Raw genomic sequence first — 20,872 nt, 5'->3', positions numbered from 1 at the left:
AGGCTGGGGCGATAACCCCCAGCCTCTGTCGATGAAAGAAAATCACTCCACCTGATCGCGTCGCAGCCCGACGTCCCGCAACCGCTCATCGCTCATCTGTTGCAATAGGCGCCGCGTTTGCGCTCGCAGCCGCCACGCCTTGTATGCCCGCCAGATCAGTACAAACCCAATAAACGACTGTTTTGCTTTATTCTCGTGAAATTCCATACCTTGCCTCCCCGCCTTGCCAGAGGCTTTATCTTCACGGATCTGGCCTAAAACAATACAGACTCACAAAGTACTTTTATTTAACATACAGATTGGTTAAAAAGAGTTCTGCATCGCTTTTTTCACACCAATCTGTACTGATTTTTTAATCTGTATGGTACCCATGAGGGATACAGCATGACGCGTTACCAACATCTGGCCAATCTGCTGGCCGAACGCATTGAGCAAGGGCTGTATCGCCATGGCGAAAAACTGCCCTCGGTGCGTAGCCTGAGCCAGGAGCATGGGGTCAGCATCAGCACCGTCCAGCAGGCATATCAGACGCTGGAACAGCGCCAGCTGATCACGCCCCAGCCACGTTCCGGTTATTTTGTCGCGCCACAAAAAGCGCAGCCACCCGTGCCACCGATGTCGCGTCCGGTACAGCGTCCGGTCGAAATAACCCAGTGGGATCAGGTGCTGGATATGCTGGCAGGTCATGCGGACAAATCGATAATCCCGTTTAGCAGCGGCGTGCCCGATATTAATCAACCCAGCCTGAAGCCGCTGTGGCGCGAACTCAGCCGCGTGGCACAACATAATCTGCGCGCAATACTGGGCTACGATGAATTACCTGGCTGCCGGGAATTGCGTCAACAGATTGCACGGCTGATGCTGGACGGCGGTTCGGTGGTCAATGCAGACGATATTGTGATCACCAGCGGCAGTCAGAGCGGAATGTCGCTGGCGCTGCTAACGGTTTGCCAGCCTGGCGATATTGTCGCCGTTGAATCACCAGCCTACTACGGCACGATGCAGCTACTGCGCGGCTTAGGGATCAAAGTTATTGAGATCCCAACCGATCCGGATACCGGGATCAGTGTTGAAGCGCTGGAGCTGGCGCTGGATCAGTGGCCGATCAAAGGTGTGCTGCTGGTTCCCAACTGCAACAACCCTCTCGGATTCATTATGCCGGATGCGCGTAAGCGGGCAGTGCTCGCCCTCGCCCAGCGCCACGACATCGTTATTTTTGAAGACGATGTGTATGGCGAGCTGGCCACAGAGTACCCGCGCCCGCGCACGATCCACTCCTGGGACAGCGACGGCCGCGTAATACTCTGCAGTTCGTTTACCAAATCCGTCGCCCCCGGTCTGCGCGTGGGTTGGGTGGTGCCCGGTCGTTATTACAACAAACTGCTGCACATGAAGTACGCCGTCATAGGAACTAACGTTCCCGCTACGCAACTGGCAGCGGCTTCCTTTGTGCGCGAAGGTCATTATCATCGACATATTCGTCGTATGCGCCAGATTTATCAGCGCAATATGGAGATCTACACCTGCTGGGTACGGGAATACTTCCCCTGCGGGATCTGCGTCACCCGACCAAAAGGTGGCTTTATGCTGTGGGTCGAGCTGCCGCTCCAGGTCGATATGGTCTGTGTCGCTAAGCAGCTCTGTCGCCTCAAAATCCAGGTTGCACCGGGTTCTCTGTTCTCCGCATCGGGGAAGTATCGCAACTGTGTGCGCATCAACTGCGCATTGCCGCCAAACGACAAGCATCGGGAAGTAATGCAGAAGCTCGGAGAGGCGGTAAAAACGGCAATAGAGTAGATCGAGCTGCCCGGCGCTTCCGGGCAGGCAATTAGGCAGTTTAAGCTATATCTAATGGCTTAAACCCTGAATATCTTCAGCGGAAAGTCGGGTGATTTTTTGTACCGTGCTGATATCGATGCCATCTGCCAGCATGGTGCGGGCAATACGCAGTGCCTCATCACGTCGCCCCTCTCGAAGCCCTTCCAGCCTGCCTTTTTGTAGTCCTGCCTCATGTAATCTGTCCGCGATCGTCATCAATTGCTCCTTGTGCTGCGGTGAACGTTCGGCAACCCCGCGAATAAACTCACTGAATCGAGGTGCATCGCCAGTTCGTAAAATATAATTAAACAGCGTCTTTATCTGAGTGTCATTAGTCAGTCCGGTAAGTAGCAGGGAAACAATTTGCTCGACCAATCCCATAAGATCGCGTTGACGGATATGTTTTTGGATTAACTCCAGCAGCGCCATACGTCGATGCTGCACAATTTCGTCATCCGGAATAACCGTAATATCCACCAGCGGAAACGCCGCAGCATACAGCTGACGAGCCAGCTTCGGGTTGGCAAACTCATCCAGCCAGCACAGCGAATAAGGGTACGGGCTTTTAGCGCCGTGATAAAACAGCATCGGCACCACCAGCGGCAACTGCTGATGCCCGGCATCTAAATGTTTCTGCATGGCCGCTACCGCATAGCGCATCAGTCTGAATGCCATATGCGCATCCGGTGTGCTTTGGTGTTCAATCACCACATAAATATATCCATCCCCATCCGTCGTTTTCACCGACCACAGCACATCGGAATAGTACGCACGTAAATTCTCTTCGATAAAACTGTCTGACTCGAGTTTAAGCGTCTGAAGATCGCAAAGCTCGCGCAGCGAAGCGGGAAGATGTATTTGCAGAAAATCCCGTGCAGTCTCAGGGTGACGTAAAAATGTTTTAAAAACCGCGTCATGCGGTGTTGAAGCGGAAGCTTTGTTCATGGCGATCCTTCACCTGAAAATAAGATGCCATGACTGTAGCGCCGGAAAACCACATCCTCACCTGCAACTTTCTCTCTTTGCGAGACGATTTCCGGGATAACAACGCCCTTATGTAACGTCTGCATTTGTCTGGAACACGTCACGCAGAATCGCCATCTCAATGCGCATTCCCACTTTTTCACCACTCGGCCTGTGCTATAACAAATCATCACTTTCAGGGAGGACACGATGTGACGCATACCCGGGATATTCCACAATCGTTCTGGCGTGATGAGCAGTTGCCGTGGCTGGAACTGCGCAGCACCTGGCAGAGCCAGCAGGCCTATAAGCGGCATCACCACTCTCAGCTCTCGATTGGGGCAATTCTCGAGGGGGAAACGTGCTGTCTGTGCGATGGCGAGGAATACCATCTGCAGGTGGGCGATCTGATTGTGATACCGCCGCTGGCACCTCACAGCTGTAATCCTGTTAACGGACAGTTTCGCAGCTATCATATGCTTTATCTTGATGCCCAGTGGTGTCTTGCTAATCTGCCTGCACAGAACACCCATCAGCGGCTTTGCACTCCTGCTCCCGTTATCCGCGATGCGCAATTATTCCAGCGTTATATGCACCTTGTGACGCTCATGCCGCAACGCCAAACCGCGCAAATAACGGATGCCGCACAAGCATTGCTGCACACGCTGCCGTTGCAGTCGGTCACACAAGACAACCTAAGCGCCACCAGCCAGTATCTGCGCGAACGGTTGCAGTCCAGCCTGCTCGCGCCGCCCTCGCTCGATGAGCTGGCACATGAGTGTCATATGCGTAAAGAGACGCTGATCCGTACCTTTAAGCAGGACACCGGGCTGACGCCAGGAAGTTATCTGAACATCATACGGATTGACTATGCTCGCCAGCGGCTACGGGCCGGAGACGAAATTGCCGATGTCGGCTACCAGAGCGGGTTTGCCGACCAGAGCCATTTCCATCGCACCTTTGTTCGCTACACCGCTGCCACACCGCGCCAGTACGCGTTGGGACGATCAATATCAGACAATAATTAGCGCTGCGTCAGGTGTACGGTGATCTCAGATTCATTCTCTGAGGTCGCTATGTCGCTGCTTTCTGTACTTTTTCCTTCTGCTTTTCCCGCGCTGGCGCTGGCGCATTTCGTCGCATTGCTTAGCCCCGGGCCGGACTTCTTTTTACTGGTCGGTTACGCCGCACGATACCGGATGCGCGGCAGCGCCGGGTTGTGCGTGGGGATCGCTTTCGGCAACGGGCTGTATGTCCTGCTGGCAATTATCGGTTGGGGGATCCTGCGCCAGCTTCCCCTGTTGTTTACGGTTATTGAGCTGCTGGGCGCGCTCTATTTATTGTGGATTGGCAGCCTGCTGGTACGCAGCCGCCCGCAAACGCTGACCGGAACAGACGCCCAGTCTACCTGTCCAGGATTTGGCAAACAGCTACTGCTGGGATTGGGTTCGTCACTGCTCAACCCAAAAAATGCGCTGTTCTATCTGGCACTAATGACCGCCCTGCTCGGCCCGTCGGTGACGCTGCTGCAACAAACCATGAGCGGGATCTGGATGACCAGCATAGTGCTGTGCTGGGATCTGCTGATCGTGATGTTCATCGGTTTACCGCAGATCCAGCGACGGTTATCCAGAGGGATATTATGGGTAGAACGTATCGCTGGCGGTGTATTGATTATCTTCGGTTGTGCCATCGCTCTGCGGTTTTTGCAGAGCATCGTAGTCTGATTTCCAGGGCGATTTTCTGCATATAAACCGGATAAACTCGTTTAATTAATATCCAATCCGCATTACACTGCGGATGGTTATTACCCGTTCAACTTACTCTTCCTGAGGTGCGATGTGCTGATTGTTACCTGTAATCGTTACGTTTTCTGACCCCGCGTCAGTGAGCGTATCTTCTGTTTGCGCTTCGCGCAGTCAGCGTTTTTGATTACATGAAATTCAGTACATTTGCAGTCTGCTTTTTTCTGTCATCGGTCTGACGTCTCAAAGACGGTATTGAATTTCGCTATTCCCGTTGAGGGTTTTCTCCCGACAAGGAGCTGTTTTATGCAACGGATTCTCGCGTTTTTCTCCCAACGCGCCACAACGCTATTTTTTCCTGTCGCGTTGATTTTATATGACTTCGCCGCCTATCTGTCGACGGACCTGATCCAGCCTGGCATCATCAATGTGGTACGTGATTTCAACGCCGATGTTAGCCTGGCACCCGCTGCGGTGAGCCTCTATCTGGCGGGAGGCATGGCGCTGCAATGGCTGCTGGGGCCGCTTTCCGACCGAATTGGCCGTCGACCCGTGCTGATTGCGGGGGCGTTAATCTTTACCCTCGCCTGCGCTGCCACGCTGTTCACTACCTCAATGACGCAGTTTCTAGTAGCCCGATTTGTGCAGGGTACCAGCATCTGCTTTATCGCGACCGTTGGCTATGTCACGGTGCAGGAGGCGTTTGGGCAAACGAAGGCCATTAAGTTAATGGCGATAATCACTTCCATTGTGTTGGTTGCACCGGTTATCGGCCCGCTCTCCGGAGCGGCGCTAATGCACTTTGTACACTGGAAGATCCTGTTTGCCATCATTGCCGTCATGGGGCTTATCGCCCTGATTGGGTTAATGTTAGCCATGCCGGAAACCGTCCAGCGCGGCGCGGTGCCGTTCAGTGCCCGCGGCGTAGTGCGTGATTTCCGCGACGTTTTCCGCAACCGGGTGTTCCTGTTTGGCGCAGCCACGCTGTCGTTAAGCTATGTTCCGATGATGAGCTGGGTGGCGGTCTCACCGGTTATTCTGATCGATGCTGGCGGCATGACCACATCGGAGTTTGCCTGGGCACAGGCCCCGGTGTTCGGCGCAGTGATCGTCGCCAATATGGTGGTGGTTCGTTTCGTGAAAGATCCGACCCGACCGCGCTTCATCTGGCGGGCCGCACCTATACAGCTGAGCGGGCTGGCGGTGCTGATTGTCGGCAATTTACTGTGGCCGCACGTCTGGCTGTGGTCGGTGCTGGGGACCAGCCTGTATGCGTTTGGTATTGGGATGATCTTCCCGACGCTGTTCCGCTTTACGCTGTTTTCCAACAAGTTACCTAAAGGAACGGTCTCGGCATCGCTGAATATGGTGATCCTGACGGTGATGGCGGTTTCTGTCGAAATTGGACGCTGGCTATGGTTTAACGGCGGCAGGATTTCGTTTCATCTGCTGGCGGTTGCGGCAGGGATAGCTGTCGTGTTCACGCTGGCAGGCTTACTCAAACGGGTACGCCAGCATGAGGCAACGACGTTGGCCACTGAAAACTAACCTGCCCGCTTATCCGGCCTACGACAACTATGTAGGCCGGATAAGGTGCTTGCGCCGCTTCCGGCTACGGTCACCTCACCTTACGCAATGCGTGCAAATCCCGCGTCCAGATCGGCAATCAGGTCGTCGATATCCTCAAGGCCGATATGCACCCTGACCAGCGTGCCGCTGAAATCTACTTCTCCGGCCGGGCGAATGCTGTTCAGCTCTTCCGGCTGGTTCGCCAGAATGAGCGACTCAAATCCGCCCCACGAATAGGCCATATGGAACAGCGAGAAGTTATCGAGGAAATTCGCCATCTGTTCGTCGGTCAGTCTCTTTTTCAGCACAAACGAGAACAGGCCTGAGCTTCCGATAAAATCACGCTGAAAATACTCATGGCCCGGACATTCCGGTAATGCCGGATGATTCACCCGCGCCACTTCCGGCCTTGCCGACAGCCAGCGGGCAATATGGATACTGCTCTCCTGATGCTGCTTAAGGCGTACCGCCAGGGTGCGCAATCCGCGGCTGCCGTTGTAGGCCGTATCGGCGTCCAGCGTTTGCCCCATCAGATAGGAGTTCTCGCGCAGGCGATCCCAACAACGGGCGTTCGACACCGCCGTGCCCAGCATGGCGTCCGAATGGCCGATGGTGTACTTCGTTCCCGCCTGAATGGAAATATCCACGCCATAATCCAGCGCTTTGAACAGCACGCCCGCCGCCCAGGTGTTGTCGATCATAATGACAATCTCCGGATTCACCGCGCGGATAGCCTTCACCATCCCCGGCACGTCCTGGACTTCCATGGTGATAGAACTTGGTGACTCAAGGAATACTACCTTTGTTTCCGGACGCAGAAGATCGACGATACCTGCACCAATCAGCGGATCGTAATACGTTGTTTCCACGTTGAATTTACTCAGGATCTTATTGCAAAAATCCTGGGTTGGTTCATAGGCCGCACCCGTCATCAGAATATGATCGCCACCCTGAACAAACGCCAGAATCGCATTGGTCACCGCCGCAGCACCACATGGGTACAGCGCGCAGCCAACGCCGCCTTCCAGTTCGCTCATTGCCTTCTGGAAGGCAAAGTGGGTATAGGTTCCGCGACGACCATAAAACAGCTCGCCGTTCGCGCGATTGGCGGTGGCAAATTTCTTATCCTTCACGGTATCAAATACCAGTGAAGAGGCGCGTTGGATAACCGGATTCACCGCTCCCTGGGTATAGCGTTTGTCGCGACCAGCAACAACCAGGTGCGTTTCAAGCTTCATTGCGTCTTTCATAACATCTCCTGTTCTTAATCCGTGTGAAACCTATACCACCGCAGCAGTAGAGTTTATTTCAGCGTTGGTCTGCTTTTTTCCAGCGAACCGTTCAACAATCTGCGCCGCATTCAAATCATGGATAACGTTAATCAGTGTGGCCGGCGCATCGGTAATGGTGCCCAGCACCACCAGCATCGGGATTGCTTCCATCGGCAGGCCCAGCGTGGTGACGATAAAGATTTCACCGAGGAACGCCCCGCCCGGCACGCCACCAACGATAATGGCGGAGAGCACCGCAATCAGCATCGTCAGGAAGAAGGTTTCGGTGGTGAATTCCATGCCCAGCACGGAATAGATAAAGACAATTTTTAGCGCGGCAATCATCGCCACGCCGCCCTTGTTGAGGTTAACCAGCAGCGGAATGGAGACATCAACGATTTCCGGGTTAATCCCCATAGCCTTACCGGCACGCAGCGTCACCGGGAGCGTCCCCAGTGAAGAGCAGGTACCCAGCGCGGTCGCAGACGGTTCAATCGCGTTACGCCAGAAGGCTTTGACCGCCGGAATACCGCCGCCAATATACGAATAGAGAATCGAGCCAAAGACAAAGTAGACCAGCGTGGCAACCATAAACAGGCCGATGGCGCGGGCAAAGGTTAACAGTAGTGCAGAGTCCTGACTGGCCATGGTGGCGGCGAAGTAGCAGCCCAGACCAATCGGCGCGACCTTCATAATGATCGAGACGATCTTCATGATCACGGTATTGGCGTCTTCCAGCAGCGACGCAATACGTTTACCGGCCTGATCCGACTGGCCAATTGCGACACCGGCGATGATCGCCATTACGATCAGCGCCAGAATATTGGACTTAGAAAACAGTCCGATAAAGTCGCTGGTGGTGATCATACTGACAAAATCCATCTTACCGCTGCCCGCCTGCACCGACTGCGAGAGATCGATAGTGACGCCCTGCGCCGGGTTATACCAGAGCGCCAGCGCGACGATCCCGGCGGCTGGAATAAAGGCCATGGCGATCGAAACAATAAAGATAATCGCCATAATGCGCCCCAGCCTTTTCAGGTCGGTCATACTGGCGATCGAAGACATAACGCTGATCCCCACCAGCGGCACAATAATCATAAATAGCAGGTTTAAGAATATCTGACCTATTGGCTGGAGTTTACTTGCAAACGATGGGGCATAAATACCTAATAAGCCGCCAATCACCAGAGCAACTAATAAAATAATCGACGATCTGTAGGGTTCGAGTCGTGACCACATAATCGGTACCTTTAGAATAATAATTAATGAGATTAAATTCACAATGTGATGAGTTTCCGTTTCGCCTCCTTTTATTTTGTGACGTAACTCACCTAAGTTGTTATTTTTTCATTTTGCCAGCAAGTTGTTTCCTGTGATTCAATAGTTGCATGTTTAAAACGCGAATGTAACGGCCTATTCGTACCGTTTTTGCAAATCACTTGTGAATTAAAGGAAACTATGAGTACGCCGATTTCACTCAAGCATCTGGAGTTTTTTACTAAAATCGTCGACTGCGGAGGATTGTCAGAAGCCGCGGCGCAGCTCAACGTATCGCCGTCTGCGGTCAGCAAAAGTCTGGCTGCGATGGAAGACACGCTGGGCACGACATTAATTAAACGCACCACACGCAGTATTACCCTGACCGACGCCGGGCAATATCTCTTCAACCGCGCTAATAAGCTTTTGAAAGAATTCGATGAAACGCTGAATACCACTTCCGGTTATTACCACAGCCCGCAGGGTGAATTACGCATAACCTGCTCAATTGCGTTTGGTTATTCCCGGCTGGTGAACCTGGTGGATAAATATCGCTCCCAGTTCCCGGATGTGAATCTGTATATCGATCTCAACGATAACTTTGTGAATCTGAACGAAACAGATTTCGACATCGCCCTGCGCATCTCCACCGCACCGCCGCAAAACTATGCGATGCGCAAGCTGGTGCCTGTTCGCTGGGCGTACTGTGCCTCACCCGGCTACCTCGCCAAAAAAGGCATGCCCCAGCGTCGAAGCGATCTGGTGGATCATGATTGTCTGGTTTATCCCGGCCTCACACCGGTGCTCAAGGTGGCGGATGAACAGGATCGTCTGCATCAGTTGAAACTGCATATGCCGATCCAGGCCAACAGCAGTCTGGTATTGCTGAAGTCAGTGTTAGAAGATCAGGGAGTGGCGTATTTGCCCACCTATCTGATTGGCGATCATATTCAAAAAGAAGAGATAACGCCGCTGATGCTCGACGGCACTATCACCTGTGAAACTCACGCCCTGTATGCGCTGTACTTTCCCAGCAAGTACAGCAATCCGAAGGTGCGATCGTTTATCGATTTTCTGGTGGCGGAACTCGGCCCCTTGCCCGCCTGGGACAACTGGATCCCTGAGTAAGCCCAGCCCACCTGAAAATGGGAGGCGCTCCACATTTTTTGCGCGATCCCCCCGTCTGGCTCTATCCTTAAGCCTATGAATAAAATTGCTGAACTCAAACGCGCCAAGCGACTGGCGCTCTCATTGCTGCTGATTGCCGCTGCCACCTTCGTCATCACGCTGTTTCTGCCGCCTAACTTTTGGGTACTGGGGATCAAAGCGATCGCCGAAGCGGCGATGGTGGGCGCGCTGGCGGACTGGTTTGCCGTGGTGGCGCTTTTTCGCCGGGTGCCGATCCCGTTTATCTCGCAGCACACGGCGATCATCCCGCGCAATAAGGATCGGATCGGCGAAAACCTCGGTCAGTTTGTGCAGGAAAAATTTCTCGATACCCAGTCGCTGGTCGCGCTGATCCGCCGCCATGAACCGGCGCTGTTGATCGGCAACTGGTTTAGCCAGCCGGAAAACGCCCAGCGTATTGGCCAGCATCTGCTGCAGATCATGAGTGGTTTTCTCGAACTGACCGACGACTCGCGCATTCAACGGCTGATCAAGCGGGCGGTGCACAAGGCCATCGACAAGGTCGATCTCTCCGGTACCAGCGCGCTAATGCTGGAAAGCATGACCAAAAACAATCGCCATCAGGTGCTGCTCGACACGCTGATCGCCCAACTGATCGCCCTGCTCCAGCGCGACAGCTCGCGAGTGTTTATCGCCAGACAGGTCGTGCACTGGCTGGAAACCGAACATCCGCTGAAAGCGAAGATCCTGCCAACCGAATGGCTGGGCGAGCACAGCGCCGAGCTGGTGTCTGATGCCGTTAACTCCTTGCTGGATGACATCAGCCACGATCGCGCACATCAGATCCGCCATGCCTTCGATCGCGCCACGTTTAAGCTCATCGATAAGCTCAAACACGATCCGGAGATGGCCGTGCGGGCCGAAAGCCTGAAAAGCTATCTGAAGGAAGATGAAGCCTTCAACCGTTATCTTGGCGAGCTGTGGGCAGACCTGCGTCAGTGGGTGAAAACCGACATTAACGCCGATGATTCCCGCGTGAAGCAGCGCATCGCCAGCGCCGGGCAGTGGTTCGGCGAAACGCTGGTAGCCGACAGCGCCCTGCGCGCCTCACTGAATGGGCATCTGGAGCAGGCCGCACATAAAGTAGCGCCAGAGTTCGCCACCTTCCTGACGCGCCACATTAGCGACACGGTGAAAAGCTGGGATGCACGCGATATGTCGCAGCAAATCGAGCTGAACATCGGTAAAGATTTGCAGTTTATCCGCGTCAACGGCACGCTGGTTGGCGGTTCTATTGGGCTGGTGTTATATCTGTTGTCGCAAATTCCTTCCCTGCTGACGCTGGCGAATTTTTAAGGAGAAAAATTCAATGACGATGAACATCCGCATTTTTTCCCTGCGCGAAACACCGGAAAAACTGCACGAGGTCACCGCTTACTTTCAGCAACAATGGGCCTCAGAAGACTCCATGAGAGTTTACGAGGATGCACTGCATCGTTGTATTGGCGCAAAGAACCCGCTACCGCAGTGGTACTGGCTGCAGGACGGCGACAGCATTGTTGGCTGCGCCGGATTGATCACCAATGATTTTATCAGTCGCGGCGAACTGTGGCCGTGGCTATGCGCACTCTATATCGATCCTCGCTATCGTGGTCACGGTCTGGCGTTTCGCCTGATTGAACATATTGCGCAGCAGGCCAGACAGTTAGGCTTTATGCGGCTTCATTTGTGTACTGACCTGGAAGGCTTATACGAGAAAGCGGGATTTTACTTTGACGGGGCGGGCTATCATCCGTGGGGGGAAGTCTCACGGGTCTACAGTCGTAATCTTTGACAGCATTAGGCCTTGCGTTATTTTACTTTTCATTATCATTTACGCATGTAATATAACAATTATCAGCTAACTGCGCGAAATGAGAGTCCGTATGTCCCAGGGAAGCCCAGATTCAAATCGTCATGCCATCAGCGTCGCGCTTTTTGGCATGCTGGTCTTAACACTGGGTATGGGAATTGGGCGCTTTCTGTATACACCAATGCTGCCGGTACTGCTGTCGGAAGGTCAATTTACATTTGACCAACTCTCCTGGATTGCCAGCGCCAACTACGCCGGGTATCTGGCGGGAAGCCTGCTCTTCTCCTTCGGGCTCTTCCATCTTCCCTCACGCTTACGCCCGATGCTGCTAACGTCCGCGCTCGCTACCGCAGGGCTGATTCTGGCGATGGCAAGCTTAACGCAGCCCGCGCTGGTGATGCTGATCCGCTTTCTGGCGGGCGTCGCCAGTGCAGGTATGATGATCTTTGGCTCAATGATCGTTCTGCATCATACCCGGCATCCCTTCGTGATCGCGGCGTTGTTCTCCGGCGTTGGTGCAGGTATTTTGCTGGGCAATGAATATGTCATTAGCGGTCTGCATTTTGCGCTTTCATCGCACACGCTCTGGCTGGGCGCAGCGGCAGCCTCGGCTCTGTTCTTTGTGCTACTGGTTATACTCCTGCCATCTCGCGATCACGTGCTCCCCGCTGCGGCCCCGGTAAAAACAGAGCATCAGCCTATGTCCTGGTGGCTGCTGGCTCTACTGTACGGGCTGGCCGGATTTGGCTACATCATTGTCGCCACCTACCTGCCGCTAATGGCGAAAAGTGCCGGTTCGCCGCTGTTGACTGCCCATCTCTGGTCGCTGGTCGGCATATCGATAATTCCGGGGTGTTTCGCCTGGCTGTGGGCCGCCCGACGCTGGGGAGTATTGCAATGCCTGACGGCGAATTTGCTGATTCAAAGCGCCTGCGTGGTCATGACGCTCGCCAGCGGCTCCTTGCCGCTGCTGGTGATAAGCAGCATGGGGTTTGGCGCAACGTTTATGGGAACTACTTCACTGGTGATGCCGCTTGCCCGTCAACTAAGCGTACCGCGCAATATTAATCTGCTGGGCCTGGTCACTCTGACTTACGGCATTGGGCAAATACTTGGTCCGCTATTAACCAGCCTGCTGGGAAGCGGCGCACAGGCGATCGTTAACGCCACGGTGTGCGGCGCGGTCGCGTTGTTTATTGCGGCACTTATCAGCCTCACGCAATTATACAAACAGCGTTTCGCCTCGCCCAAAAGGGTATAACCGGCTAACGTCTAAAGAAGATATATTCGGATTAGTCCGCAATTAAATGTCAGCATTTAATAAACCGCAAATAATCGGCAATTACCCGCCAGACAATTTATAATTCCCAGCCGTTCATTTATAAACTCAATTTAAAATGCGTAAAAATGGACATATTAATTCAACATCAACACCATCTTCGGGAAAGGCACATGTCGTGGTTTAAAAAAATACTACTGGGGTTAATTATTTTGGCGGGTTTAATTGGCACGCTAAAGGATTATAAAGACTTTGGCCTGTTTGGCGCACTGGGATTGTTTATTATCTTCCTGTTATCAACAACATTCTTATGGCAATGGGCCTCTGGCAAGTTACCAGAGATAACAAAGTTACATGCCATACTTATTTTACTGGCCAGCGCGGTAGCCTCTATTTTTGTTATCAATATGGCAATTGCCGGAAATTTGCATGTGGATTTAATGGAAGTCATGCGCATTACCATTACCCATAATCCGCTTTTTTATCTGATCCTCTGCGTGGTCGCATGGGTAAAAGTGGGCATCTGGCAATGGCTGTTTAGCGGTGTACAGATGAAAGAAAGTCAGCCGGTTTAAACTCCAACAGATGTAAAAAAGGCGTCTTAACCAAGACGCCTTTTTCGTACTAGTATAACTACTTAGAACTGATAGGTCAGACCCGCAACAACCTGATTGTCGCCGTCTTTGCCATCGAGCAGGTTAATTTTGTAACCCACATCAGCAACCATGTTTTTGTTGAAGTAGTAGTCTGTGCCCAGCGCAACGTATTCGGTCAGATCAGTGTTGTTGTTATCACGCGCATGAACGTAAGCCACGTTCGGACGCAGACCAAAATCAAACACATAGGCCGCCATCGCTTCAAAGTGCTGCGCTTTGTCCGCATCCTGAATCAGGTTGTGGGATTCGCCGTACATGGTCGCAACGTAGATAGCGTTTGCATCATATTTCAGGCCAGCACCCCAGAATTCTGCGTTTTCGCCATCCCAACCATTTTGTTTCTGCTGAGCAGTCACAGAACTGTTGGTGTAGGCTGCAATGGCAGATACGCCGGAATCAGCGATATTGTCGTAGCCCAGGGAGAAGCCGTAGCCATTGCCGTGCTGTTTCGTCGGATCCTTATCGGAATCATCCTGACCCTGATATTGCGCGCCCAGGCTCAAGCCATCAACGGCACCAAACAGATTTTTGGTGCGGAGTGTTGCAACGCCAGAAGTGCGTGTAGTAAGGAAGCGGTCAGTATTTTCATAGGAGTCACCGCCGAACTCTGAAAGAGTGTCAGTGTAAGCTCCCACGTCGTAAGCGATACCGTAGTTACGACCGTAGTCAAAGCTAACGTCATGGCCATAATCCAGACCAGCAAACGCCAGACGTGTATTAACACCATTCTGAGAACCTTCTGCTTTAGCGGCATCAAACTGACTTTCAAACTGACCATAGCCAGTCAGTTGATCGTTGATTTGAGTCTCACCGCGAAAACCCAGACGTGCGTAGGTGCCGTCAGCATCGGTGCCGTCAGTCCAAGAGTGGACCGCTTTGACTTTGCCGTACAGATCCAGTTTGTTGCCATCTTTATTATAAATTTCCGCTGCATGAACGGAGGTTACCCCTAATGCCATTACAGCTAATGCCACTACTGACTTTTTCATGTTATTACTCACTTTTAATTGTGAATTTTGCTATCAACTTTGTTATGAAGGCGGAATGCCCACATAAAAAAGTCCCCTCCAGATAAGGGGAAACACCAATAACACACCGAAAAAATATACCAATAAAGGCAATAATGAAGTGGCAAGACCTATTTCAATTTTGGGTTTTAAAGAAAACCCGAACAGAGAGTAATTACTTAGATTCTTCGCTTGTGCTCTCATTAATAGAGCGATGTAACATTAACGCCTCAGCGATAATATCTTGTTTACTTTTACGGGTTTCAAATGCCAGCGTCCGAACATATTCCCATAGAGAAGTATCGACACGGGCACTTAATAGAACCATATCTTTTGATCGGGTTCCCCTGGCTTTTCGGATATCAGGGTAATCTCGAGAGGGCATCGTCATCATCTCCTGAACGCAATAAGACGCTTATGGCGATGAAATATGCAGTCAGTGTAAAAACATGTCAACGGTAAAAAACATTCACAATCGTAATAAAACTGTTAATAAACAGCGGAAAAATGGAACGATATTTCAAGTGAAAGATAACTTGTTTATAGAATAATGTGTAATTTTAACTTTACATATATTCGTTTTTATTCATTTGATTAAAAAAGCATGAATCATTCACATTGATAATGGTATACAGTCAAAACATCATTGCAGCCAATAGGTTACATGTCGTTATTAATGTCTACTTTTACGCAAACCACGTGTTTTTATGCGCTGTTATACCAGGCGGCCCTGCCCTAACCACAGCGGAAATTACTTTGATTCTCACTTAATACAGACCAGTTTTGTCTAAAAATACGCACGAAAAGGTAAAAATAAGGTAAATAGCGCATTTTTTCGCAAGCAAAAATAAGTTGTTTTTAATTGATGAAAATCAATTTACATCACACAGGGGCAGCGAAAAAAATGATCATTGAAGACTATGGAAACCATTTTTTACATGAGGTTTAAGACGTGAAAAGAAAGGTTGCTATGCAATGCCGAGCGGGCCGGAACAGCCCGCATGAGAGGTGGTAAAATCAGGCGTTAACTTTATCGAGCGGCCAGGAGTCAAACAGATAGCCATCGAAGTCGATGTCATCAACATTTGAAAACTCCAGCAGGCGCTGTTTGACGTTTTCCAGATGCTGCCACATCGCCAGCTTGGCCGCGCGGGCATCCTTTTTGATTAACGCCGCCAGGATCTGTTTGTGGTCACCCATCCACTCTTTACGATAGTGGGTATCATCGAGATGGCTATGAAGCTGGATCCACATAGGGTTGTTCTCGCGCCACTGCCATGACTGGCGGAACAGCTCCACCAGCATGCTGTTATGCGTGGCCTCGGCGATAGCGAGATGGAACTGCATATCACCGCTTTCAGAACCATTCGGTTCGCTGGAGGCCAGCTCCCGCTCTTCCAGTTGCAACGCCTGGCGCATTTTGACGATATCTTCGCGGGTGGCCTGCAGCGCGGCAAATTCGGCGATGTTGCTTTCCAGCAACTGTCGCGCCTGGAGCAGCTCAAACGGGCCTGCATCATTGCAATGATTCACATCCGAACTGTCGATAGTCTGAGCTTCTGCATTGTCGAGCACGTAGATCCCGGCGCCACGACGCACGTCCACCAGACCTTTAATTTCCAGCATGATTAACGCTTCGCGCACCACCGTGCGAGTGACATTGAGTCTCTCGGCGATTTCACGCTCCGGCGGCAAGCGCTCACCAGGCTGGTACGGCGTCTGGACAATCAGATCGCGGATCATTGCACCCACTTCCTGGTAGGGTCTTTGCTGAGAAGTGTTCGATTTCATCGTGTTATGTCCGTCAGATGCGTCAATTCAGAATCCGGAGGCTGGATGACTGCGCACACCTTATCCGGCCTACCAATAACGTTTTTTCGCCTGAACTATAGCATTTGCGGGAAGCCAAAAACAGAAAACGGGTCAACCAAATTAGTATTTTGATTGACCCGTCATACCTGGATGGTTATGCGTCAGCGCTTAACGCTGCAACGCACTCGCGTGCGCCGTGTTCACACAACTGTTGATACGCTGCGGTAACCGTCGCAACAAAGTCGACGTTTTCCGCCAGATCATGACCAAAAATGCCGCTCAACCCCAGCAGAGCCGTCACGCGTTCGGCTCCCTGGAACTGTTGGTTAATGCGCTGGAATTCGGCCTGCATTGGGTCGACAACATCAATGACCTGCCCCTGTTCATCCACACCGTGGGTGTAGCGCATCCAGCCCGCGATGCCCAGTGCCAGATGACGCCAGCCGCTGCCGTTTTGCAGATGCAGACGCACCGGATCCAGCAGGCGCTGTGGCAGTTTCTGGCTGCCGTCCATCGCAATCTGCCAGGTACGGTGGCGCAGAGACGGGTTGCTGAAACGCTCGATCAGCAGCGTCGCGTAGGCGTTGAGATCGGTACCTTCCGGCATCGACAGCGTTGGCGCTTGCTCCTGCATCATCAGCGCAAACGCCGCTTTGCGGTATGCTGGATTGGTCATGGTGTCAGCGATGGTTTCATAACCGCCGAGATAGCCCAGATAAGCGAGGAAAGAGTGGCTGCCGTTGAGCATGCGCAGTTTCATCATTTCAAACGGTACTACGTCGGCAACAAACTGTGCACCAACTTTATCCCAGTCAGGGCGACCGTTAACAAAGTTGTCTTCAATCACCCACTGGCGGAACGGTTCGCAGGCGATAGCGCACGGATCGTAAACGCCCAACTGGTCGGCAATCTCCTGCAACGTTTCCGGCGTTGCCGCCGGAACAATGCGGTCTACCATGGTACACGGGAAGGTGGCGTTCGCTTCAATCCACTGCGCCAGCTGCGGGTCACGCGCCTGCGCCAGGCCCAGCACCGCGACTTTCGCCACATGCCCATTTTCACGCACGTTATCGCAGGACATCACGGTAAAGGCCGCCAGCCCCTGCTCACGACGCAGATGCAGCGCCTGTACGATGTAACCAATCGCCGATTTCGGCGCGGCCGGATTTGCCAGATCGTGTTTAATCAGTGGGTTATTGAGATCTAACTGGCCGCTGGCAGCATCGGTGCAGTAGCCTTTTTCCGTGACCGTCAGCGAGACAATTGCCGTCTGCGGGCGTGCCATGGCCTGTAAAATACCATCACAACCATCAAGCTCCGGGTGCAGGGCTTCTTTCATTGAGCCAATCACTTTCAGCACGGTATTGTCCGCGCCTTTTTCCGCCACGGTATACAGCAATTGTTGCTTGCGCAGGTTTTCAATCAGTATGCAGTCATTACCCGGCATCAGGTTAACTTCACAGATACCCCAGTCGCTGTCGGTGGTTTCCAGCAGATGGTGGGTGTACAGCGCCTGATGCGCGCGGTGAAAAGCGCCGCATCCCAGGTGAACAATGCGGGATTGCAGACGAGAGCTGTCCCATGCGGGGCGCGCAACCGGCAGGTTGCTATTGGCAATTGTCGTTGTCATCGTGAACTCCAGATCCCGTCGGAAAGACCAACGGTGAGAAAAGAAAAAAGCCGGCCAGACAGGCGACCGGCAACACTGCTTTAGCGGCTAAAGAAAGCGCGCTGGATAGCCATCTCAACGCCACGCACTTCCGCCAGGCCTTTCAGGCGACCAATCGCGGAGTAACCTGGGTTGGTTTTCTTTTTCAGGTCGTCAAGCATCTGGTGACCGTGGTCCGGGCGCATAGGGATCAGATCCTCTTTGCCCTCGGCTTTACGGCGCTGTTCTTCCTCAACGATCGCTTTCACCACTTCGTACATGTCAACGTCGCCATTTAGATGCGCCGCTTCATGGAAGGTTTTCGGGTTATCTTCACGCAGCGTGGAGCGCAAATGGGTGAAGTAAATGCGCGGGCCAAACTGTTTGATCATGTCGACCAGGTCGTTATCCGCACGAACGCCGTAGGAGCCGGTACACATGGTGAAACCGTTCGCCATGCTGTTGACCGTATCGACCATCCACTGCATATCTTCCACGGTGGAAACAATGCGTGGCAGGCCAAGGATTGGGCGCGGCGGATCGTCCGGGTGTACCGCCATGCGCACACCAACCTCTTCTGCTACAGGAATAATCGCCTTCAGGAAGACGGCAAAATTCTCACGCAGCGCAGCTTTATCGATATCCTTATAGCGTTCAAGATGCTGGCGGAACTGGTCGAGCGTGTAGCCCTCTTCCGCACCCGGCAAACCGGCGATGATATTGCGGGTCAGACGTGCTTTGTCTTCTTCGCTCATGGTGGTGAAGCGTTCATTCGCCTGCGCAATCTCTTCGGCGGTGTAGTCCGCTTCCGCGCCCGGTCGTTTGAGGATATGCAGCTCAAAGGCGGCAAATTCAATTTGATCGAAACGCAGCGCTTTGGAGCCGTCCGGCAGGACGTATTCCAGGTCGGTACGGGTCCAGTCGAGAACCGGCATAAAGTTGTAGCACACGGTACGAATGCCGCACTCGGCCAGGTTACGCAGGCTTTGCTGGTAGTTGGCAATCCACTGCTGATAGTTGCCGGAACGGGTTTTAATGTCTTCGTGGATCGGTACGCTTTCGACGACCGACCATACCAGGCCCGCCTGCTCAATAATGGCTTTGCGTTTCAGGATCTCATCAACCGTCCACACTTCCCCGTTCGGGATATGGTGCAAGGCAGTGACAACGCCCGTTGCACCCGCCTGACGCACATCCGCTAAGGTGACCGGATCGTTAGGACCATACCAGCGCCATGTCTGTTCCATGTTTTATTCCTCGTTTACGTTATGGACTCGACGATATGGCACATAAATTCCTCCTTTTGGTATTACATGTCAACCTGAAGCGATAAATTGGTTAACCAAATCACGATATCTGCTGACCATACCGCTAATTAACGGCCATACAACCCAGTATTAATGTAAACATGTAACGCAATGTGACATCCATCGCATCATAGGTTGACCAATATATGTAACATCTCAACCAAAATCATAATAGTTCAACCAAAGTAAGGTAGACGTTATATGCACGTTCTCAATATTCTGTGGGTTGTATTCGGCATCGGCCTGATGCTGGTGCTCAATTTAAGATTCAAGATAAACTCGATGGTCGCTCTGCTGTTGGCGGCACTCTCGGTCGGTATGCTGGCGGGAATGGATTTAATGGAACTGCTGCATACCATGAAATCCGGTTTTGGCAGCACGCTGGGTGAGCTGGCGATTATCGTGGTATTCGGGGCCGTCATCGGTAAGCTGATGGTTGATTCCGGGGCAGCGCATCAGATTGCCCATACGCTGCTGGCGCGACTCGGTCTACGTTACGTGCAACTGTCGGTGATCATTATTGGTCTGATCTTCGGCCTGGCGATGTTCTATGAAGTGGCGTTTATTATGCTGGCACCGCTGGTGATCGTCATTGCCGCGGAAGCGAAGATCCCGTTCCTCAAGCTGGCGATTCCTGCGGTTGCCGCCGCCACCACCGCTCACTCACTGTTCCCACCGCAGCCGGGTCCGGTCGCGCTGGTTAACGCCTACGGCGCTGACATGGGCATGGTTTACATCTACGGTATCCTGGTGACCATTCCGAGCGTGATCTGCGCCGGACTTATCCTGCCGAAATTCCTCGGCAACCTCGATCGTCCAACGCCGTCATTCATGAAGGCCGACGTACCGGTTGACCAGAACAACCTGCCGTCCTTCGGCGTGTCTATTCTGGTGCCGCTGATCCCGGCGATCATCATGATCTCCACCACCATCGCCAACATCTGGCTGGTGAAAGGGACGCAGGCGTGGGAAGTGGTCAACTTCTTAGGCTCCTCGCCGATTGCGATGTTTATCGCCATGGTTGTCGCCTTCGTGCTGTTTGGTACCGCGCGCGGTCATGACATGCAGTGGGTAATGAACGCCTTTGAAAACGCGGTGAAAAGCATCGCCATGGTGATCCTGATCATCGGCGCGGGCGGCGTACTGAAGCAAACCATTATCGATACCGGCATCGGCGATACCATCGGCATGCTGATGTCACACGGCAATATTTCTCCCTACATCATGGCGTGGTTGATAACCGTGCTGATTCGTCTGGCAACGGGTCAGGGCGTGGTCTCAGCCATGACGGCGGCGGGGATTATTAGCGCAGCAATCCTCGACCCGGCAACCGGTCAACTGGTGGGCGTCGACCCGGCGTTGCTGGTGCTGGCAACAGCGGCTGGCTCCAACACGCTGACCCATATCAACGATGCTTCGTTCTGGCTGTTCAAAGGCTACTTTGATCTGTCGGTGAAGGATACGCTGAAAACCTGGGGTCTGCTGGAGCTGGTAAACTCCGTGGTTGGCCTGATAATCGTGTTGATCATCAGCATGATTGCATAACGTTGATACCGC

General features: G+C 52.7%; 19 protein-coding genes. 10 read left to right on the top strand and 9 right to left on the bottom strand.

The window, feature by feature from the left end; translation table 11 throughout:
- Positions 1–42: 42 nt before the first annotated feature.
- Complete coding sequence (locus tag FDW94_RS05795; RefSeq protein WP_137377274.1) at positions 43–207, bottom strand: DUF1127 domain-containing protein; 165 nt, start codon at positions 205–207, stop codon at positions 43–45.
- Between the two features lie 177 nt (positions 208–384).
- Between FDW94_RS05795 and FDW94_RS05790 the strand changes: the two genes are divergently transcribed.
- Entirely contained in the window at positions 385–1,797 is a 1,413-nt protein-coding gene (locus FDW94_RS05790) for a PLP-dependent aminotransferase family protein (protein ID WP_137377273.1), read from the top strand.
- 51 nt (positions 1,798–1,848) lie between these two features.
- On the opposite strand, the gene FDW94_RS05785 is transcribed toward FDW94_RS05790, so the two are convergent.
- Complete coding sequence (locus tag FDW94_RS05785; RefSeq protein ID WP_136391471.1) at positions 1,849–2,763, bottom strand: Rpn family recombination-promoting nuclease/putative transposase; 915 nt, start codon at positions 2,761–2,763, stop codon at positions 1,849–1,851.
- A gap of 230 nt (positions 2,764–2,993) precedes the next feature.
- On the opposite strand from FDW94_RS05785, the gene FDW94_RS05775 reads away from it, so the two are divergent.
- The 3 genes from FDW94_RS05775 to mdtM all read left to right on the top strand — a co-directional run bounded on the left by FDW94_RS05775 (position 2,994) and on the right by mdtM (position 6,074).
- A complete protein-coding gene (locus FDW94_RS05775; RefSeq protein WP_137377272.1) occupies positions 2,994–3,809 on the top strand; it encodes an AraC family transcriptional regulator in 816 nt (271 codons plus the stop codon).
- A 48-nt stretch (positions 3,810–3,857) separates the two neighbouring features.
- Entirely contained in the window at positions 3,858–4,508 is a 651-nt protein-coding gene (locus FDW94_RS05770) for a LysE family translocator (RefSeq protein WP_125363519.1), read from the top strand.
- Between the two features lie 324 nt (positions 4,509–4,832).
- On the top strand, positions 4,833–6,074 hold the full coding sequence (mdtM, locus tag FDW94_RS05765; RefSeq protein ID WP_137377271.1) for a multidrug efflux MFS transporter MdtM: 1,242 nt from the start codon (positions 4,833–4,835) through the stop codon (positions 6,072–6,074).
- Positions 6,075–6,154: 80 nt separating this feature from the next.
- Here mdtM and metC read toward each other — a convergent pair whose 3' ends face one another.
- Both metC and FDW94_RS05755 read right to left on the bottom strand, forming a co-directional pair.
- Entirely contained in the window at positions 6,155–7,345 is a 1,191-nt protein-coding gene (gene metC, locus FDW94_RS05760; RefSeq protein WP_032942294.1) for a cystathionine beta-lyase, read from the bottom strand.
- A gap of 30 nt (positions 7,346–7,375) precedes the next feature.
- Entirely contained in the window at positions 7,376–8,608 is a 1,233-nt protein-coding gene (locus tag FDW94_RS05755) for a dicarboxylate/amino acid:cation symporter (RefSeq protein ID WP_048227154.1), read from the bottom strand.
- A gap of 219 nt (positions 8,609–8,827) precedes the next feature.
- Here FDW94_RS05755 and FDW94_RS05750 point away from each other — a divergent pair, with 219 nt between their 5' ends.
- The 5 genes from FDW94_RS05750 (at position 8,828) to FDW94_RS05730 (ending at position 13,460) form a co-directional block, all read left to right on the top strand.
- A complete protein-coding gene (locus tag FDW94_RS05750; RefSeq protein ID WP_003845596.1) occupies positions 8,828–9,754 on the top strand; it encodes a LysR family transcriptional regulator in 927 nt (308 codons plus the stop codon).
- A gap of 75 nt (positions 9,755–9,829) precedes the next feature.
- Complete coding sequence (locus FDW94_RS05745) at positions 9,830–11,110, top strand: DUF445 domain-containing protein (protein WP_048215021.1); 1,281 nt, start codon at positions 9,830–9,832, stop codon at positions 11,108–11,110.
- A gap of 13 nt (positions 11,111–11,123) precedes the next feature.
- Complete coding sequence (locus FDW94_RS05740) at positions 11,124–11,588, top strand: GNAT family N-acetyltransferase (RefSeq protein WP_032942291.1); 465 nt, start codon at positions 11,124–11,126, stop codon at positions 11,586–11,588.
- 91 nt (positions 11,589–11,679) lie between these two features.
- On the top strand, positions 11,680–12,867 hold the full coding sequence (locus tag FDW94_RS05735) for an MFS transporter (protein ID WP_137377270.1): 1,188 nt from the start codon (positions 11,680–11,682) through the stop codon (positions 12,865–12,867).
- A 191-nt stretch (positions 12,868–13,058) separates the two neighbouring features.
- A complete protein-coding gene (locus tag FDW94_RS05730; RefSeq protein ID WP_103285815.1) occupies positions 13,059–13,460 on the top strand; it encodes a hypothetical protein in 402 nt (133 codons plus the stop codon).
- 62 nt (positions 13,461–13,522) lie between these two features.
- Here FDW94_RS05730 and FDW94_RS05725 read toward each other — a convergent pair whose 3' ends face one another.
- The 5 genes from FDW94_RS05725 to uxuA form a co-directional block, all read right to left on the bottom strand.
- A complete protein-coding gene (locus FDW94_RS05725) occupies positions 13,523–14,530 on the bottom strand; it encodes a porin (RefSeq protein ID WP_111466172.1) in 1,008 nt (335 codons plus the stop codon).
- A 193-nt stretch (positions 14,531–14,723) separates the two neighbouring features.
- Entirely contained in the window at positions 14,724–14,933 is a 210-nt protein-coding gene (locus FDW94_RS24685) for a hypothetical protein (RefSeq protein WP_003830087.1), read from the bottom strand.
- A gap of 632 nt (positions 14,934–15,565) precedes the next feature.
- Complete coding sequence (gene uxuR, locus FDW94_RS05715; RefSeq protein ID WP_008786090.1) at positions 15,566–16,339, bottom strand: Uxu operon transcriptional regulator; 774 nt, start codon at positions 16,337–16,339, stop codon at positions 15,566–15,568.
- Positions 16,340–16,514: 175 nt separating this feature from the next.
- The gene (locus FDW94_RS05710) at positions 16,515–17,990 is read right to left on the bottom strand and encodes a fructuronate reductase (protein ID WP_137377269.1); all 1,476 of its coding nucleotides are present in this window, start codon (positions 17,988–17,990) and stop codon (positions 16,515–16,517) included.
- 80 nt (positions 17,991–18,070) lie between these two features.
- Positions 18,071–19,255, bottom strand: a complete 1,185-nt coding sequence (uxuA, locus tag FDW94_RS05705; RefSeq protein WP_032942283.1) for a mannonate dehydratase — start codon at positions 19,253–19,255, stop codon at positions 18,071–18,073.
- A 261-nt stretch (positions 19,256–19,516) separates the two neighbouring features.
- Between uxuA and gntP the strand changes: the two genes are divergently transcribed.
- Positions 19,517–20,860 (top strand): gluconate permease GntP, encoded by a 1,344-nt coding sequence (gntP, locus tag FDW94_RS05700; RefSeq protein ID WP_003033260.1) that lies wholly within the window; start codon positions 19,517–19,519, stop codon positions 20,858–20,860.
- Positions 20,861–20,872: the final 12 nt, after the last annotated feature.

Origin of the sequence: Citrobacter sp. wls757 (assembly GCF_005280935.1) — a bacterium.
Classification (GTDB): Bacteria; Pseudomonadota; Gammaproteobacteria; order Enterobacterales; family Enterobacteriaceae; genus Citrobacter; species Citrobacter portucalensis.
Note: the sequence above shows the minus strand (reverse complement) of the source record. Positions and strands in the feature narration are given on the sequence as shown.

Bases quoted from the DNA above. Each gene is read 5' to 3' on its own strand.
- FDW94_RS05785 (WP_136391471.1), bottom strand. From the start codon at position 2,763: ATGAACAAAGCTTCCGCTTCAACACCGCATGACGCGGTTTTTAAAACA.
- FDW94_RS05735 (WP_137377270.1), top strand. From the start codon at position 11,680: ATGTCCCAGGGAAGCCCAGATTCAAATCGTCATGCCATCAGCGTCGCG.
- FDW94_RS05710 (WP_137377269.1), bottom strand. From the start codon at position 17,990: ATGACAACGACAATTGCCAATAGCAACCTGCCGGTTGCGCGCCCCGCA.
- mdtM (WP_137377271.1), top strand. From the start codon at position 4,833: ATGCAACGGATTCTCGCGTTTTTCTCCCAACGCGCCACAACGCTATTT.
- FDW94_RS05750 (WP_003845596.1), top strand. From the start codon at position 8,828: ATGAGTACGCCGATTTCACTCAAGCATCTGGAGTTTTTTACTAAAATC.
- FDW94_RS05770 (WP_125363519.1), top strand. From the start codon at position 3,858: ATGTCGCTGCTTTCTGTACTTTTTCCTTCTGCTTTTCCCGCGCTGGCG.
- FDW94_RS05795 (WP_137377274.1), bottom strand. From the start codon at position 207: ATGGAATTTCACGAGAATAAAGCAAAACAGTCGTTTATTGGGTTTGTA.
- metC (WP_032942294.1), bottom strand. From the start codon at position 7,345: ATGAAAGACGCAATGAAGCTTGAAACGCACCTGGTTGTTGCTGGTCGC.
- FDW94_RS05725 (WP_111466172.1), bottom strand. From the start codon at position 14,530: ATGAAAAAGTCAGTAGTGGCATTAGCTGTAATGGCATTAGGGGTAACC.
- FDW94_RS05755 (WP_048227154.1), bottom strand. From the start codon at position 8,608: ATGTGGTCACGACTCGAACCCTACAGATCGTCGATTATTTTATTAGTT.
- FDW94_RS05790 (WP_137377273.1), top strand. From the start codon at position 385: ATGACGCGTTACCAACATCTGGCCAATCTGCTGGCCGAACGCATTGAG.
- FDW94_RS05745 (WP_048215021.1), top strand. From the start codon at position 9,830: ATGAATAAAATTGCTGAACTCAAACGCGCCAAGCGACTGGCGCTCTCA.
- FDW94_RS05730 (WP_103285815.1), top strand. From the start codon at position 13,059: ATGTCGTGGTTTAAAAAAATACTACTGGGGTTAATTATTTTGGCGGGT.
- FDW94_RS05740 (WP_032942291.1), top strand. From the start codon at position 11,124: ATGACGATGAACATCCGCATTTTTTCCCTGCGCGAAACACCGGAAAAA.
- uxuR (WP_008786090.1), bottom strand. From the start codon at position 16,339: ATGAAATCGAACACTTCTCAGCAAAGACCCTACCAGGAAGTGGGTGCA.
- uxuA (WP_032942283.1), bottom strand. From the start codon at position 19,255: ATGGAACAGACATGGCGCTGGTATGGTCCTAACGATCCGGTCACCTTA.
- gntP (WP_003033260.1), top strand. From the start codon at position 19,517: ATGCACGTTCTCAATATTCTGTGGGTTGTATTCGGCATCGGCCTGATG.
- FDW94_RS24685 (WP_003830087.1), bottom strand. From the start codon at position 14,933: ATGCCCTCTCGAGATTACCCTGATATCCGAAAAGCCAGGGGAACCCGA.